This window comes from Solibacillus sp. FSL R7-0682, from assembly GCF_038005985.1.
Taxonomy (GTDB): domain Bacteria; phylum Bacillota; class Bacilli; order Bacillales_A; family Planococcaceae; genus Solibacillus.
The window spans coordinates 3,229,189-3,245,833 of the sequence record NZ_JBBOUI010000001.1; the positions used below are offsets into that span (position 1 = coordinate 3,229,189).

Consider the following 16,645-nt stretch of genomic DNA (forward strand, 5'->3'; position numbering starts at 1 on the left):
TCCCCCCTTTCTATCTTTTAGTGTATGCACACCAAAATTTAGAAAGAGGGTATTGGTCTAGTCTACTTTTCCTTTTGGTTTAAAGAAAATAGCTGCAATAAATCCAAACAAAATAGCCGCACTTATGCCCGAGCTTGTTACTTCAAACATACCGGTTAATACACCAATCCAACCATGTTTTTCAGCTTCTAACATCGCGCCATGGGTTAATGAATTTCCAAAGGAGGTAATCGGAATCGTTGCACCTGCACCAGCAAAATTAATTAATGGTTCATATAATCCAAAACCATCAAGTATTGCTCCAGCGACTACAAGAATAGATAATGTATGTCCTGGCGTCAGCTTTCCTACATCCATTATTAATTGTCCAATAACACATATAATGCCTCCTACAACAAAGGCCATTAAAAATGAAAATCCCAAAAAATCACCCCATTCCAATTTCAATCGCATGTGCAGTACATGGAATTGTTTCACCTTGTTGAAAAGTTAAAGGAGAAAGTAACGCGCCTGTTGCAACGAGTAACGCTTTTTTATAGCGCCCTGATTTAAATTGATCAATCATATAGCTACAATAAATAGATGCTGAACAGCCTGCACCACTTGCTCCCGCCTGGAATGCCGTATCCTCACCGAAGAACTCTGCGCCTGCATCACGAAATCTTGCTAAGTCTTCTTTAGATGTACCACTTTGTGCAAACATTGCCTTTAAAATTTTTAGGCCGACTTTCCCTAAATCACCTGTCATAATGACATCATAGTCTTGAATTTTTTGTTGACGTTTTGATAAATGGGCTTGAATCGTATCAAATGCCGCCGGTGCCATCGCCCCGCCCATATGAAATGGATCTGTCGCACCATAATCAATTACTTTGCCAACTGTTGCTGCTTCAATCACAGGAGACTGTGTATTATGCTTCCCAACAAGAGCAAAACCAGCTGCTGTCACTGTCCATTGAGCTGTAGCAGGCTTTTGTGCACCGTAATCGACGGGATAGCGGAATTGCCTTTCAACCGAGTTATGCTGACTCGATGCACCAGCAATTGCAAACTCACTTGCACCAAGCTCTGTTAAAAGTGCTGCAACAATAATCGAAGAAACCGAAGTAGCGCATGCGGAAAACATTCCAATAAAAGAAATCGCTAGTTCTTTCGCAGCAAAATTAGTAGGGGTCATTTGATTAATTAAATCGCCCCCTAAAAAATAATCAATATCTAAGTTATTTAAGTTCGATTTTTTTAAAATGGCATGACAAGCTTCGGAAATTAGCATTGCATTTCCTTCTTCATTAGTTGATTTATTTAGACGCTCATCATCTAACACTTTATCAAAGTAAGTATGAAAGACGCTCCTTTTTTCAAGCGGCCCTACAACGGCTGCAGCTGCCAGTAACGAAGGTTTTGATTGAAAAACAATCACCATGACGCTACACCTACCGATACTAATATTAGCTTAATCAATGCGACAAAAAATGCAGAAACGACGCCAAACAAAATAACAGAGCCTGCAAGCTTAAACATATTACCGCCAACCCCTAAAACAAAGCCTTCGGATTTGTGCTCTATCGCTGCAGATATTACTGCATTACCAAAACCAGTAACAGGAACAGCACTACCTGCCCCTGCAAATTGACCAAGTTTTTTATACTGTCCGAAGCCCGTTAACAGCATTGCAATGAAAACCATTGTTGCCACAGTTGGGTTGCCAACCGTCTGCTCTGTAAAATCAAAAAAGATCATGAAAAAGAATGAAATTGCTTGTCCTACACAACAAATAATTCCCCCTACAACAAAGGCCTTCAGAATATTTAATCCATAGGGCGTTTGGGGAGTTAACTGTTCCTTTAACTTGTTATATTGTTGTTCATTCATGCTATGTTTCCTCCTTGGCAAGCTTTTTCAATTGTTGTATTTTATCGAGTACTTTTTCAGTATCCTTTTCCTCCATTAACTTCGATGACTCCCAAAATAATTTAAAGTCTGTCGAAACATGGACGGTTTGATTTGTATACTGTGATTCAAGCTTTTCCTTCCACTGATTTTCAATTTTTTGCTTATTCCATTTTTTCAGTGGTTTCAATTGTAATGCAACAAATAACTCATTATGCATAAATACAACATTGGCTTCTTCAACTTGATCTGATTTTTCTATGAGCCGTTTAATTTCCTGTGCTTGCTGTTCATCATCAGTAGACGTAGACGGGTAAATCGTTACTTTTTCTCGATCATTACACCCCACTAATAAAAGCATTAAACAAACAAACCATATTCCCTTTTGCACATGAGCCCCCCTTATTCAAATTTGCTCAAAGTATAGCCCTCGTTAAATGGAATTATTCAATGGCGAGATAAGTTCTTGAATGCCCCACCATTCGCCCGATTATATATTTCGTTTGGTCATATTGTAGAAAGAGTTTAAATACTGATAGGAGGTGAACTTCATGGGTTGTGGAAAAGGAAACGATGTAGGAGGTCAATCTTCAAGCCGTGGCTGTGTATGTGAAGTCGTACGTTCAATTTTAGAAATTCAAAACGCTGCTGTTCAGGATGAATGTTCTAGCTGTACAACAAACTGTTTCTTAGAGCCACTAGGGGGTATTGTAAGTCCTTCACGTTCTTCTGCTGATACACGTGTTTTCACATTACTAACAAAAAATGGATCTCCATTCTTTGCAACATTTAGTACAAGCGACAATAACTGTGAACCATGTATTTCGATTTATTTCCGCGTAGAAGATGTATTTGATGGCTGTTGTGCAACGTTACGTGTACTTGTTCCTTTAGATGAAAGTGGCGATATTGTTGATTTATTAAATGATGACGGAACAAAAGTATCATTAAGGGAAGTATGTAAAGTAACACAATTCGCTGCATCTGATAGCTGTATCACAGTAGACCTAGATTGCTTCTGTGCTGTTCAATGTATCGACGACGTGGATCTTGGAATTTGCAACTAAAAAAATGGGGAGCTCGTTATTCGAGCTCCCCTTTTCTTATGGTCAATATATTGCGATAATGTCATTGGCATGAATCATTCGCTTCGTATCATAACAGTTTAATTTCACTTCACAACCATCGACACTTTCAATTGACCCCAAAATTTTTTCACCACTTGCTAACATAAACATCAATTGTCTAGGCTCTTTCAACGGTTTTGAAAAAAATTGTAGCTGCCGCGCAATTAATGTATTTTGAATTTTTTCAATTGGAGGTCGTTCATAAATTGACGTACTTTCCTCTTTTAATTCCATATTCAAATCCACTTCAAAATAGCTAGGTGAAGAAATAAAAAGTAGCGGATGAATTTCCATTACGCACATCCTTTTTCATACGATATGCAAAACCGTGACAACTCGTTACTTACATTATATTACCAATAAATGTAGAGGCTAGCCCTAAGTATATAATAATACTTGTTACGTCATTTAATGTCGTAATAAATGGTCCTGAAGCAACAGCAGGGTCTACACCTAATTTGTGCATTAAAATCGGAATAAATGAACCAGCAAGAGTAGCCACAATAATTGAGCAACAAATTGCCGCGCCTACTAATAGACCAATCATTAACGTACCTTTCCAAAAGAAAATAATTCCTACAACAATCGCACCACTTACGAGCCCCATGATCATTCCTGTACTTAACTCTCGAAGAACTAGCTTAAATTTACTTTTCCCTCCAATATCACCTGTGGCAATACCTCGAATAGCTACAGCTAGCGCCTGTGTACCACTATTTCCTGATGTACCTGATATTAACGGAATAAAGGTAGCAAGGAGTGCTACCTTATCTAAAGTTGCTTCAAAAATACCCATTAGCCCGGAAGTTATCATCCCTAAAAATAATAAAATAATAAGCCATGGCAAACGCTTTGCTGCTGCTCGAATCGGGCCTGCGTCATTATCATCCATATCCGCAATACCCGCTAATTTAGAGTAATCGTCTTCTGCTTCTTCATCGATAACGTCAATAATATCATCGACCGTAATAATCCCTTGCAATTCACGTTCTTCATTAATTACAGGAATGGCTAAAAAGTTATAATCCTTTATAATACGTGCTACATCTTCTTGATCATCCGTTACCTTAGCAGATACTACACGTTCACTCATAACTTCGTGAATCAGTGTATCTCCTTCAGCAATAATCAAATCACGTAATGAAATAACGCCAGTTAGTTTTTGCATGTCATCTACTACGAAAATATAATAGATTGTTTCAGCTGTTGGCGCCTCTTGTCGTAGCGTACGCATTGCTTCGCGCACCGTATAGCTCTCCAAAATCGAAACGAACTCCGTAGTCATTATGGCCCCAGCAGTATATTCTTCATAGCTAAGTAGCTCATTTATTTCTTCGACAGTTTCGTCGTCCATCATTTCTAAATAATTTTCACGTTGTTCATTATCTAATTCATTTAAAATGTCTACAGCATCGTCGGTATACATATAGCTTAGCATTGCCGCGCCGTAGGATGTATCCATTTCATTTAAATACTTTTCATATTCATCATCTTCAAGTTCAATGACCTCAAAAATGAATGACATTTCCTGAGGAGACAAGAAGCGATAAATGATCTGTCGTATGTCAGGTCCCACCTCTTCATAAAACTGTGCCTGATCATAAGGGTGTAATGCTAAATAATGCTCTCGAAATGCTTCAATATTTTCTTCTGCTAAAAGCAATTCTAAAAAATCCTTATCATAATGAACTTCGTTTATATCCTTATCCTCTATCACATTTGTCCCCTCCTTTCATTTTTCTAAGACGAACTATTCTAGTATGCAAATTCATATAAAGTCAAGTAGTAATGAATTGATAAAACCATTGCACACTACTAAAGTAACATGAATTTCTATAGCTTTGTATATTACTTCCTATACAACTTTTCCCTAACTTTTAGAAATTAGACATCTTATCTTATTTTATAAAATTAAAAAAGGTGCCTCTTTCAGGCACCTTTTATTCATCAAAGTAATTTGCTAAATTCATTAGGAAATGCACTTTCAAATTGCAATATTTGCCCTGTTAACGGGTGTTGGAATTGAACAAAACGACAATGTAACGCTTGGCGATCTAATAACTTACGACTTCCACCGTATAATTCATCCCCGACTAATGGATGACCGATGGATGCCATGTGCACGCGAATTTGATGCGTTCTTCCCGTGTGTAATTTTAATCGTACATGCGAAATATTGTCGCCATTAGCTAAAACTTTCACATCAGTATGAGCAAACTGTCCATCTTCACGAACCTCTCGCTCGATAATACTCGTTTCTTTCCGACCAATTGGTGCAATAATGGATTGTAGTTGTTGTTTTATGACCCCTTCAACAAGTGCTTCATATTCGCGATGAACAAGCCCCTTTTTTTGCTGCTCACTCATTAAATGATGAATATGGCGGTGCTTCGCGATGACCATTAATCCAGATGTATCACGGTCCAATCGCGTCACAATATGCACGGTTGATGCAATCCCTTGCTGTTTAAAATAGCCACAAAGGAAATTTGCTACACTTCCTGTTGGATGCTCTCGTGATGGAATTGTGCTCATATATGCTGGCTTATCCACGACTAAAACAGCTTCGTCTTCATACACGATTGGAAGCGGACCATATTCTGGCATGAGTCCTCCACTTACTTCCTCAGGTGGAAAAATGATCGTCACAACATCACCAATTTGAAGTGGATGGCGTACATTTTTTTCTTCTCCATTTACTAGAAGATTACCGCCATTAAATTTTATGGCCGTTAAAGTACGCTTGGATATACCCCAGATAGCTATTGCTTCACGTAGTATTTGACTTTCTTTGTTTACTGTAAATTGTAACTGATATCTTTTATCCATAAGTCCTCATCTTATTCATTCGCAATGAATGAATCATGTACTCGCTCCCAAAACGGAAATGGTCGGAAACGGGCAAAACGAACACGCTCATTTGCCACATTAAACATAATCGACTTTACATCGGTTTCGGTCATACTAATATGGTCTACCGTCATGTTAAACTGCTGCTCATTCACCGGCTTTAAAGCACAGTTGTGATGCGCTGGTAATACGAGCGAAGAACCAACCGTACGGAATACCCGATTATTAATGGAAGCCATCTCTGTAATTTGAAACGCCTGTAATGTCGGGTGAATAATAGCTCCACCAAGTGCTTTATTGTAGGCCGTACTGCCAGATGGTGTTGAAATACATAACCCATCACCACGGAAACGTTCAAAATGTTCACCGTTCAACTCAACATCCATTACAAGCGTAACATCAGGTGATTTAATCGTTGCTTCATTGAGAGCTAAATATGTGCTTGATTCTGAATGATGACGATGGACTTGTATTTCTAGAAGAGGATACTCTACTACATTGAATTCCCTTTTGGCAATAGATAAAACTAGCTTTTCAAGTTCAGAAGGTTTCCAATCTGCGTAAAATCCTAAATGTCCTGTATGAATTCCTACGAACGATGTTTTATCCAAACGATTCAAATAGCGATGGAAAGCGTGCAATAGCGTTCCGTCCCCACCGATTGATAGGACAATTTCAGGCTCTTCTTCATCGAATTGAAGGCCAAAATCCAGTAAATACGATTTAGCAAGCTCCATCAATTCATTCGATTGGTCATCTCTGCGTGATTGAATTGCAAATTTCATGACTTTTCACGCTCCTTTTCGTCAGTTGATGCATGAATAGCTGGATTTGATGCTTCTTTAAACTCATTAAAATATGCTTGTGCTTCTTGTATTTCACTACGAATGGATGACATTTCCTCATCTAATCGAAATGCCGCTTCAGCAGCACTTTGTAGTCGATTTTTAATTTCTTCAGGGAAAACCCCTTTGTATTTATAATTAAGCGAATGTTCAATGGACGCCCAGAAATTCATCGCTAAAGTACGGATTTGAATTTCTGCCACCACAACGATGCGCCCTTGAATTGTTTCCACTGGATATTCAACAATTATATGATGCGATCGATAGCCACTTGGTTTGCTATTTGAAATATAATCTTTTTCTTCAATTACCTTCATATCATTGCGTTGACGAATAAGTTCAGTCACTGTCGCGATGTCATCCACAAATTGACACATAATGCGAACGCCCGCAATATCCTGTAGTTCATTTCCTAAACGCGCAGTTGGTTCGAATGGTATGCATTTATCACGTGACTTATCATAAATACTTGCTAAAGGCTTAACCCTTCCTGTGACAAATTCAATGGGCGAATTCGCATTTCTAATTCCAAATTGCGAACGCATGCCCTTTAGTTTAATTTTTAATTCGTCCACTGCTTGTTTATATGGACTTAAAAAGATTTCCCATTGTCCCATCTACAAAACCTCCCAACATGAAATAGAAGGTATACCTTACTATTCCTTAGAAAGACATTTATTACGCTTAGATGGCGCACTTAATGTCCTTACTGGCAGTCGATTAAAAAATTGTCTTATTATCGACTAAAACATGTTGTCTCATTTATTATACTTCATTACGTGCAAAAAAATCGGCAAACACATGCTCAACAGAAGTCACAAAAGATTCTCCGTAATTTCCATTCCCTTCTATATTGAACAATAAAGCTATTAATTCTTCTACAAAATTATTTAATTCAATTCGCCCATCTTCTACGCGTAAAAAGGGTATTTGATGCTCTAATACCATATGCACTAATTGTGGCCATATTGCTTTTGAAAATTGGAGGTAACTATAGGCATTGTTTTCTTCAATAATATAGAGAAATGCTTCATTATCTGAGTCGACGATGACTTGCCCTGTCGATTGTATTTGAATTAATTGTTTCTTTTCATTTAAAATAAAGTGACATTCATTATGTACTGTCTCGAATTGATCGATGTTATATACGTTTCGCACAGAACCGAACTCCTTCTTATCAATTACTTAAAATCGCATTTAACTTACCACCCATTACGATGGGCTGCTTTTACTAAAAGATGTTAAAATATTCTCTTCATATTTTACCATACGGAAGTTGTTTGGTGCAGAACCGTTTTTTGATTGAAGCAACAATAATTTACAAAGGATGATATACGTGAATCAACACATTGAAATTGAATTCAAAAATACTTTAACAAAGCAACAATATGAAAATTTACTCGAAGCATTTTCGGTGCAACCTTCTCAAATTCATCGGCAAACAAATCATTATTTTGACACACCTGAACAACATTTAAAAAAATTATCAAGCGCACTACGTATTCGTGAAATGGATGACATGATTGAATGTACATTAAAGGAAAAACGAGGACAGCATCAACACCTAGAAACAACGGATATTATTTCTCCAGTTGATGCTCAAAATATGCTTGCCGGTACAGAAATAAATGCGCCTTCTGTTAAAGCTCGTTTACAACAATTTAATGTGTCTTTAGCCGACTTATATTGCTTCGGAACATTAACGACAGATCGTGTAGAAATCCCTTATGAAGGAGGATTACTCGTGTTTGATCATTCTTTTTATTTGCAGTGTGACGATTATGAGGTAGAATATGAAACAAATGATGAAACTTTTGGAAAAAAAGTTTTCGAACAGTTTTTACATAAATATAATATTGAGCCGCAGCCTGCACAGAAAAAAATCGTGCGTTTTATGACGGCATTAAATAATCAGAAAGGTTAGGCCGAATCATGGACATTACATCAATGAAGACATTATTAGAGTTACAAGCGTTACAAAACTTAAACATGTCGAACGATTCAAATTCAAACACACTTTCATCTAATTCAACATTATTTTCTGAGCTAATGAACGACCTATTAAATGGGGAGTCTTTAAATTCATCCAATTCACTTAATGACTTAGGTGACGTTGGCACATTACAGCAATTACTTGAAACAATGCAAACAAGCGGTTCAAACTTAGCTTCGTCTAATAGTTACATTGCTTCATTTATGCTAAATAATTCAACAAATATGAATATAGATACTTCAAGTGCACTTCAATCTGTGACATCTAAATTGCAACAATATACAACTGACTACACAGGGAAAGAAGCCTTTGAAAACTTCTTAACTGGTGCTGAGCAATACCAAGCCGAAATTTCAAAAGCAGCACAAACCTATAATATACCTGAAAAATTGATTGCTGCTGTAATGAAACAGGAATCAAACTTTAATTCAACTGCGGTAAGCTCTGCTGGCGCATCCGGCTTAATGCAATTAATGCCTTCTACCGCAAAGTTTTTAGGGGTGAGTGACCGGTTAGACCCTGAGCAAAACATTATGGGTGGCGCAAAATATTTACGCCAAATGTTAAATCAATTTGATAATGATATTTCTACTGCCCTTGCCGCTTACAATGCAGGTCCTGGGAACGTTAAGAAGTATAACGGCATCCCGCCATTTAAAGAAACACAAAACTATGTAAAGAACGTTTTAAACTATTTTAATGCATAAGTAATATGCCCTCTTAATTTTTAGTAGGGCACTTTATTTGTGAAAAACTTTAGACGTTGCTAGAATAATTGTATCGTCTTATTAAAGTTTTTCATTACATATATAGAAAAACGATTGTTTTAATGGACGAAGTAAGGCACAAAGGAGTATAACGAATGAATCGAAAATATACGGTTCCATATGAGGAAATCGGTGCTGAGAAGCTTTCTGAATTAATTAACGCGTTCTACTCTAGAGTGGCGAAGCACCCTTTATTAATTCCTATTTTCCCAAAAGATTTAACGGAAACGATTCGCAAACAAATTCAATTCCAAACACAGTATCTTGGCGGGCCAAATTTGTTTACAGAGGAACATGGTCACCCGATGATGCGTGCTAGACATATGCATTTTAAAATTACACCCGATCGTGCACAGGCATGGCTAGAATGTATGGCTGAGGCAATGGACGAAGTAAACTTAGATGAAAAGTTCCGCAAAGTTTACTATCAACGTCTTGTACTTACTGCTCACCATATGGTTAATGCTGCGAATGATGAGGAGGGATTTGCGTGAATAATATCCAACTTTTACAGCAACCAATAACACCATCTACATGTAATAAGCCAATTGAATTATATATTTTTATCGACCCGCTTTGCCCAGAAGCGTATGCAATGCAAACAACGCTTCGTAAGTTACAAGTCGAATATGATCATTACTTTACATGTCGGTATGTACTAAGTACGGAATTGTCTACGCTGAATTGCATGACAAGTCGTATGAAAGGCTGTGTTACAGGGGCAGAATTGGATATTACCCATCCAGCATTACCTTCCATTGCAATTAAAGCCGCAGAATTACAAGGAAAGCGTGCAGGATTCCGCTATTTAAATAAAGTGCAGGAAGTAACGGCTCTTAAAACACGCAACATTCATTCACATGCAACACTTTTAGAAATTGCCCAGCAAGTCAACTTAGATATGAATGAATTTACAACGGATTTTGGTTCTAAAGAGGCCGCTCGTGCGTTCCAATGTGATTTATACTTAACGCGGGAAATGGAAGTTGATGAAATTCCAAGCATCGTATTTTTTAATGAGCGGATAGAGGATGAGGGCTTAAAGGTAAGCGGATCTTATAATTACGAAGTTTATGAACATATTTTAATGGAATTATTAGACGAACAATTAATTCGTCAACCAGTTCCAGCTCTTGATGACTTATTTGACCGTTTCAGTACATTAACAACTGCGGAAGTGGCAGAAATTTATTCCATTAACGAAGCCACAGCAGAGCGTGAATTAAAGAAACGTATGCTACTCCAAAAAGTAGAACGTATTATGACAGAAGATCTTACAATGTGGCGCGCAAAATAACAACTATTCATTGATTTTTGGTATTATATTTATTTTATCCAGCCCCTTTTAAAAGGGGCTTTTTTTTGAACAACAAAAGAGGCGTCTCTATCCTCGACAGATAGGACGCCTCTTTTTCACAAAGGGGATGGGAGAAATGTTCACGTTCAAACAAAGGGGTGTATGTTTGTTATGTGATTTATTTCACATTTACAACTTTATCATGGAATAATAATTGTTGCAACGAATCAAGCATAGTTTCACAAATTCGCCATATAGTAAGCGTTTGCATACAATTGTAAGCGTTTTAATTGGGTTTATTTTTCTATAAAAATGAAAAAATCGTGCGTAAATGCTGTTATCAATAGCTTCTTACTTAACTTAAAATTTCCCTCTACAATAAAAGTCACTAAAAAGTCGACGGGTTAATTCATTACGAAAACGTCATTTTTTATGAAAAATTCAAAAAAACGCATCTAAAAAATGATGCGTTTTCACGTAAATTAATTATTTAATAATAACTTTTCAAGCTCATTTAATTTTTCTTCAAATACTTTACATGCTAGTGCAATCGGTTCTGGTGATTCCATATCAACACCAGCTGCTTTTAATACTTCAATTGGGAAGTCCGAGCACCCTGCTTTTAAGAAGTTATTAATATAACGTTCAACTGCTGGTTGGCCTTCTTCTAAAATTTGCTTACTTAAAGCTGTTGCTGCTGATTGACCAGTAGCATATTGGTAAACGTAATAATTGTAGTAGAAGTGCGGAATACGTGCCCATTCAAGACCAATCTCTTCATCTACTGTCATAGCCTCACCAAAGTATTGCTTATTTAAGTCATAGTAAATAGATGTTAGCTTATCTGCTGTAATCGCTTCGCCTTTACGGTCCATTTCATGAATGATGTGTTCGAATTCTGCAAACATTGTTTGACGGAATACCGTACCACGGAAACCATCTAACCATTGATTTAATAAGTAAATCTTTTGTTTGTCATCTTCTAATGTATTCATTAAATAATCAAACAATAGCTCCTCATTACATGTAGAGGCAACTTCTGCAACGAAAATTGAGTACCCAGAGTATTGGTATGGTTGATTTTCACGTGAATAATAGCTGTGCATTGAGTGACCAAACTCATGGGCTAATGTGTAAAGGTTATTTACGTTATCTTGCCAGTTCATTAATACGTATGGGTTAGTACCAAACGTACCTGAAGAATAGGCACCACTGCGCTTACCTTTGTTTTCAAGCACATCTACCCAACGACTATCTAAACCTTTTTGTACAATCTCCTGATATTCACTACCGAGTGGTGCAAAGCTATCTACCATGATTTTCTTAGCTTCTTCATACTTTACTTCCATTTTCACTTCTTTTACAAGTGGCGTAAATAAGTCATACATATGCAGTTCATCCAAACCTAATACTTGTTTGCGAAGTGCTACATAGCGATGTAAGACAGGTAAAAAATCATGCACTGTAGAAATAAGCTGATCATATACTTTTTCTGGAATAAAGTTATTACTTAAAGCAGCATGACGTGCTGATGAGTAATTTCGAATTTTTGCATTCGCATTTTGCGCTTTTACATTTCCAGCTAATGTAGAGGCGAACGTATTTTTAAACTGGCCATATGTTTTGTAAATCGCTTTAAATGCCGACTCGCGTACTTCACGGTTATCACTTTCTAGCATTAAAATAAAGTTACCATGCGTTAATTGCACTTCTTCGCCATTTTCATTCATAATTTTTGGGAACTCTAAGTCTGCATTGTTTAATGCACTAAATGTTGCACCCGATGAAGAAGATACTTCAGCCATTTGAGCAAGTAGCTCTTCTTTATCTGCTGATAATACGTGTGGACGCCCTATGTTAATTTCTTTTAAGCTTTGTTTATATAGTTGTAAAGGCTCGTAATTTTCTACATAGCTATTTAATGTCTCTTCATCTAAGCTTAAAATTTCTGGTGTAATAAATGACCAAGTAGCACCAACTTTTGCCGCGACTGATTTAACACGTCCATCTAAGTCTTGGTACTTACTATTTGCCGTATCTTGATCATGCTTTAAGTGCGAATAAACATATAGTTTATGTAATCGCTCCATTAGTGTATCTGAAAAATGTAAGACACTGTATAAACTTTCCGCGCTTTCCGCTACTTTTCCTTTAAATTGAGACGCTTGCTCAGATAATTTTTCTACATCCTTTAACTCTGCTTCCCACGCTTCATCTGATTCAAAAATTGGTGTTAAGTCCCACGTTAATTGCTCTGGTACTTCTTCACGCGTCAAAATTGATTTTGCCATTGATCATTTCCTCCATCCTACTATTCCGAAATTCGAAATTATAAGTCTATTTAAACAATTTAGCTATCCAAATGCAACCAATTCGTTGTATAAGAATTGAAATAATTGCACTCGTGAAACTTCATCCGTCACATTTTCAATTTCAAGCTTTTTTAAAAGCGCTAAATAATAAGTAACTGCTTTTTTACTATTCCCCTGGCCTTTAATTTTTGCCCATTGCATGAAATATGTTATAGCCTGTACATTCATCTTTTGTGGCGTCAACTTGTGGCAGTGCATGAAATAAAAAAGCTGTACTTGCCATTCCACACAAAACACCTCAAAATCTTGCGCAAATGAAACAGGAATCCCAATAAAATCCGGCATCCTTAATGGTGTTAATTGCAGTTCATAAACCGCTCGTAAAAAGTCATCATTGACCCCTTTTTTGCTTAACAATAACCGTGAATGTACATATTGATTACGATACGCAATAAAGCGTAACATTAGGGCATTAAAGATTTGCACGGACATAACTTTCGGTAGAAAAAAAGGGAAGCTTTGTTGCATAAGTGGAAGCGCTTGAATGACCCCATAGTATTGTAGACGGTGTATTGGAATTAAATTGCTTACATAGTAAAACATTTCACTATGTACATCATACGTTATTAAATAACGCTGCTTTTTATACATTTGAATGTATTGAGAATTTGTATAATTTATCGATAGTTTCGTTAATCCTAACGCTTTAAATCGAGCATTAGGTGTTTGGATAAGCCATATCGGGTGAATGTCGATTTCTGTGTAGCCTTTTGAACGTCGTTGAACTACTTCAGGAGGAATTTTACTACACTGAAATTCAATTGCAAATTGTTGGTCATTATGTGAGATAAGAAGATCTGGTCTTTGCTGAATTTCAGATAAAAATGGTTCTAATTCTGTCTGTACATTACGTTTTGAAAAGAAGGTAAATAATTGCTGTTTCCCCATCAGATGCGCTAGAGTCTCCCCTTCTGAAAAGAAAGAATCACATTCGCTACTTTTTCGATGCGCAAAATGCGGTATTTTTATTTGGCCTGCCTTTAAAAGTAGTTGCTCTTTACATTGTGGGCAAAAAAATTTCTCCTTATACTTTCGTTCTAGTAGCATTTCTCTAGATAGATCTTTCGTAATCTGAAAAAGCTCTTGATGTTCAGTTAATGCAACGAGCATATACACCACCTCTTTTTACTTATCGTACCGGCAGATAACAAAGGTTTCAACTTATTAAAAATAACTATTGGCAATATTTTTTTTTTGCGCTTTTTTGAAGAGTAATAGAATTGAGGTAACATTGATTTTTCGATTGACACTCCCACATATTGTCGTTCCTAATTAAGTCCACTAGTATAGAATCCCAAAAAAGACCGCCCTTTATTGGACGGTCTCTACCTTGTTCTTTTAAAAGAAGTTATTAATTGTTTCAAAGCACTTTTCTGGAATAATTGCTTCTGCGTATTCTTCTAGACGATGAATCGTCAACTTCGAAGATGCTAAATATTCGCTACATAGAGCAACGATATCTTTTGCTTCTTGTAACTCTATATCTTGTAAATCTACAAATAAATAAAAATTGTCTTCCCATTTATAAAGCGCCGATTTCACACCAAATTGTGCGGCACGTGCTGCTAACGGTACTAACTCATCTATATCTTTAAAACGGAAACGTGCATTTTCAATTTGCTCTGCCTCTTTAGCTGACTTCCCTAACGAATTAAATAGCGATTCTTCCATTTCATTTAATTGATCTGTTATATGAAGGTCATCCTCGAAAGAACCTGCCATCGATGAAGTATCGGAATCATTATTGACAGATGCACGTGTGACAACGACCTCTAACCCAATCTCAGATGCATTAATATGAATCCAAATGGGACCATCTAAATCGAAGTAATCGTCAGTGTTTACTTCGCCAATAACATCCCAGAAAAGCTCTTCACCTTTCGCGCGATTGTACCAAATTTCTTCACGGCTATAACCGCGGTCCTCTATATCACTATACGTAATAAAAAGTTTTAACGTATTTTCATTAATGCGTTCGATGTCCATTAGACCTCAACTCCCTTCACAGTCATTCATAGAACTCCATGTCACTTCAAAAAACCATTATTTCTCTTTAGAAAGGCATATGTTATGCGTTAAAGCATCAAATAATGTCCTTACCCATGTCTATATAAAGTTACTTCCCTATAGACTAAATAGTTTAAACAGCATGTCGCTCTATAACATCGGCACCAAGTACTTTATAAAACTGTCATAAAGTATCTATAACTCTATTGTATGATGTCTTGCACTAAAATGAAAAGGAAAAACGTTGGGGAAATAAAATTATTTGAATTATTGAAATTGTATTGTACCTTCTCCTCGAAATCAAGCGTAAAATAAACAGAGCGAGGAAGATGGAATAAAGAAAATGCCAAAGAAGGCGCATAATAAGTGCAAATCAGCTGATTCAAAAACATAGCTTATAAAAATAAATATGTTACATCCTATTCTAAAAAAGAAAAAAAAGATGTTACAACCGCATATTTGCACCCGTAACATCATACATACTAATATTTAGTTGACCATACGCTGTGCTTCTTGTAACTGGTAGGCACGAACTTTACGAGGTAGGAATCGACGAATTTCATCTTCGTTATAGCCTACTTGCAAACGTTTTTCATCCAAAATAATTGGACGACGTAATAACCCTGGGTATTCTTGGATTAATTCATATAAACGTTGTAATGGTAAAGTCTCAACATCGACGTTTAATTTTTGGAAAATTTTAGATCGAGTAGAAATAATCTCATCCGTACCGTCTTCTGTCATACGTAAAATCTCTTTAATTTCACTAATTGTTAGAGGTTCAGAAAAAATGTTACGCTCTGTATATGGAATGTCATGCTCCTCTAGCCATGCTTTTGCTTTTCGACATGAAGTACAACTTGGTGAAGTAAATAATGTAACTAACATTGCCTCACTTCCTCTCTAATTGATTTCAATTGTTACACGGTCTCATCTTGTCTGGAGACTATAATATCATTCAAATTGAATGATAAAAATTCACTCATATGAAGTAAAATGTAAACATTAAAATACTTAATTTAGAATTAATTTAATTTAAGATTCTGTACTTATTATACATGAATCCCTCACATTTGGATATAGATTGTCAATAAAAAAATGACGATTCTATATACTTTTTATGCGCTGATTATCTCGGAATCACATAATTTTAATAACTCCAGTCACTTGATTAAATTTACCCTAAAAACCTACATGATAAACGTCCACTAATTTAAAAGTGATTCTCATTTAATAAAATCAATTGATAAAATAGTTTGATAATATTATTGCTATTCATATGATCATTGAATTACTACATCTAATATGACCTATTAACTTGTCTTTTATACTTTTTCAAACTTTTTTTTCGAAAAGATTGCATTTATTTCTCGCAATGCGTTATAATCACTCACAAGATTATGAAAAACTATGACGAAGAGTAGTACATTTAACGCGAATGTTTAGAGAGTCTGTGGTTGGTGCAAACAGATCATTCATTAAATGGAATGGACTTCC

General features: G+C 36.3%; 19 protein-coding genes and 1 other annotated feature (1 of these 20 cut by a window edge). Of the genes, 5 read left to right on the plus strand and 14 right to left on the minus strand.

What is annotated here, in order from left to right:
• Window positions 1-57: 57 nt before the first annotated feature.
• The 4 genes from spoVAE to MKZ17_RS16400 are packed head-to-tail and all read right to left on the minus strand — an operon-like array spanning window position 58 to window position 2,281.
• Entirely contained in the window at window positions 58-405 is a 348-nt protein-coding gene (gene spoVAE / locus MKZ17_RS16385; RefSeq protein WP_340725571.1) for a stage V sporulation protein AE, read from the minus strand.
• 22 nt (window positions 406-427) lie between these two features.
• Window positions 428-1,423: a stage V sporulation protein AD gene (locus MKZ17_RS16390; RefSeq protein ID WP_340724805.1), complete on the minus strand. Its 996-nt coding sequence runs from the start codon at window positions 1,421-1,423 to the stop codon at window positions 428-430.
• Complete coding sequence (gene spoVAC / locus MKZ17_RS16395; RefSeq protein WP_340724806.1) at window positions 1,417-1,872, minus strand: stage V sporulation protein AC; 456 nt, start codon at window positions 1,870-1,872, stop codon at window positions 1,417-1,419. The genes MKZ17_RS16390 and spoVAC overlap by 7 nt, the downstream gene beginning before the upstream one ends.
• Window position 1,873: 1 nt before the next feature.
• Window positions 1,874-2,281 (minus strand): YhcN/YlaJ family sporulation lipoprotein, encoded by a 408-nt coding sequence (locus MKZ17_RS16400; RefSeq protein WP_340724807.1) that lies wholly within the window; start codon window positions 2,279-2,281, stop codon window positions 1,874-1,876.
• Between the two features lie 160 nt (window positions 2,282-2,441).
• Here MKZ17_RS16400 and MKZ17_RS16405 point away from each other — a divergent pair, with 160 nt between their 5' ends.
• On the plus strand, window positions 2,442-2,957 hold the full coding sequence (locus tag MKZ17_RS16405; protein WP_340724808.1) for a CotY/CotZ family spore coat protein: 516 nt from the start codon (window positions 2,442-2,444) through the stop codon (window positions 2,955-2,957).
• A 42-nt stretch (window positions 2,958-2,999) separates the two neighbouring features.
• On the opposite strand, the gene MKZ17_RS16410 is transcribed toward MKZ17_RS16405, so the two are convergent.
• The 6 genes from MKZ17_RS16410 to MKZ17_RS16435 form a co-directional block, all read right to left on the minus strand.
• The gene (locus tag MKZ17_RS16410) at window positions 3,000-3,311 is read right to left on the minus strand and encodes a 4-diphosphocytidyl-2C-methyl-D-erythritol kinase (RefSeq protein ID WP_340724809.1); all 312 of its coding nucleotides are present in this window, start codon (window positions 3,309-3,311) and stop codon (window positions 3,000-3,002) included.
• Between the two features lie 49 nt (window positions 3,312-3,360).
• A complete protein-coding gene (gene mgtE / locus MKZ17_RS16415; RefSeq protein WP_340724810.1) occupies window positions 3,361-4,734 on the minus strand; it encodes a magnesium transporter in 1,374 nt (457 codons plus the stop codon).
• 230 nt (window positions 4,735-4,964) lie between these two features.
• A complete protein-coding gene (locus tag MKZ17_RS16420) occupies window positions 4,965-5,846 on the minus strand; it encodes an RluA family pseudouridine synthase (RefSeq protein ID WP_340724811.1) in 882 nt (293 codons plus the stop codon).
• An 11-nt stretch (window positions 5,847-5,857) separates the two neighbouring features.
• The gene (locus tag MKZ17_RS16425; protein ID WP_340724812.1) at window positions 5,858-6,652 is read right to left on the minus strand and encodes an NAD kinase; all 795 of its coding nucleotides are present in this window, start codon (window positions 6,650-6,652) and stop codon (window positions 5,858-5,860) included.
• Window positions 6,649-7,329 (minus strand): GTP pyrophosphokinase, encoded by a 681-nt coding sequence (locus tag MKZ17_RS16430; RefSeq protein WP_340724813.1) that lies wholly within the window; start codon window positions 7,327-7,329, stop codon window positions 6,649-6,651. The genes MKZ17_RS16425 and MKZ17_RS16430 overlap by 4 nt, the downstream gene beginning before the upstream one ends.
• Before the next feature lie 148 nt (window positions 7,330-7,477).
• Window positions 7,478-7,870 carry a UPF0738 family protein gene (locus MKZ17_RS16435; RefSeq protein ID WP_340724814.1) on the minus strand — a complete coding sequence of 131 codons (393 nt, stop codon included), beginning with the start codon at window positions 7,868-7,870 and terminating at the stop codon, window positions 7,478-7,480.
• A 169-nt stretch (window positions 7,871-8,039) separates the two neighbouring features.
• On the opposite strand from MKZ17_RS16435, the gene MKZ17_RS16440 reads away from it, so the two are divergent.
• The 4 genes from MKZ17_RS16440 (at window position 8,040) to MKZ17_RS16455 (ending at window position 10,769) form a co-directional block, all read left to right on the plus strand.
• A complete protein-coding gene (locus MKZ17_RS16440) occupies window positions 8,040-8,636 on the plus strand; it encodes a CYTH domain-containing protein (protein ID WP_340724815.1) in 597 nt (198 codons plus the stop codon).
• A 23-nt stretch (window positions 8,637-8,659) separates the two neighbouring features.
• A complete protein-coding gene (locus MKZ17_RS16445) occupies window positions 8,660-9,412 on the plus strand; it encodes a lytic transglycosylase domain-containing protein (protein ID WP_340724816.1) in 753 nt (250 codons plus the stop codon).
• 155 nt (window positions 9,413-9,567) lie between these two features.
• On the plus strand, window positions 9,568-9,966 hold the full coding sequence (locus MKZ17_RS16450; protein ID WP_340724817.1) for a globin domain-containing protein: 399 nt from the start codon (window positions 9,568-9,570) through the stop codon (window positions 9,964-9,966).
• A complete protein-coding gene (locus MKZ17_RS16455) occupies window positions 9,963-10,769 on the plus strand; it encodes a DsbA family protein (RefSeq protein ID WP_340724818.1) in 807 nt (268 codons plus the stop codon). Before MKZ17_RS16450 ends, MKZ17_RS16455 begins: the two co-directional genes overlap by 4 nt.
• A 482-nt stretch (window positions 10,770-11,251) precedes the next feature.
• On the opposite strand, the gene pepF is transcribed toward MKZ17_RS16455, so the two are convergent.
• The 4 genes from pepF to spxA all read right to left on the minus strand — a co-directional run bounded on the left by pepF (window position 11,252) and on the right by spxA (window position 16,036).
• Window positions 11,252-13,060, minus strand: coding sequence for an oligoendopeptidase F (pepF, locus tag MKZ17_RS16460; protein WP_340724819.1), 1,809 nt, complete (start codon window positions 13,058-13,060; stop codon window positions 11,252-11,254).
• A 63-nt stretch (window positions 13,061-13,123) separates the two neighbouring features.
• The gene (locus MKZ17_RS16465) at window positions 13,124-14,251 is read right to left on the minus strand and encodes a competence protein CoiA (protein ID WP_340724820.1); all 1,128 of its coding nucleotides are present in this window, start codon (window positions 14,249-14,251) and stop codon (window positions 13,124-13,126) included.
• 228 nt (window positions 14,252-14,479) lie between these two features.
• A complete protein-coding gene (gene mecA, locus MKZ17_RS16470) occupies window positions 14,480-15,127 on the minus strand; it encodes an adaptor protein MecA (RefSeq protein WP_340724821.1) in 648 nt (215 codons plus the stop codon).
• Window positions 15,128-15,637: 510 nt separating this feature from the next.
• On the minus strand, window positions 15,638-16,036 hold the full coding sequence (gene spxA / locus MKZ17_RS16475; RefSeq protein WP_008403575.1) for a transcriptional regulator SpxA: 399 nt from the start codon (window positions 16,034-16,036) through the stop codon (window positions 15,638-15,640).
• A gap of 513 nt (window positions 16,037-16,549) precedes the next feature.
• Window positions 16,550-16,645 (plus strand) — a binding site (T-box leader); it runs 118 nt beyond the window's last position.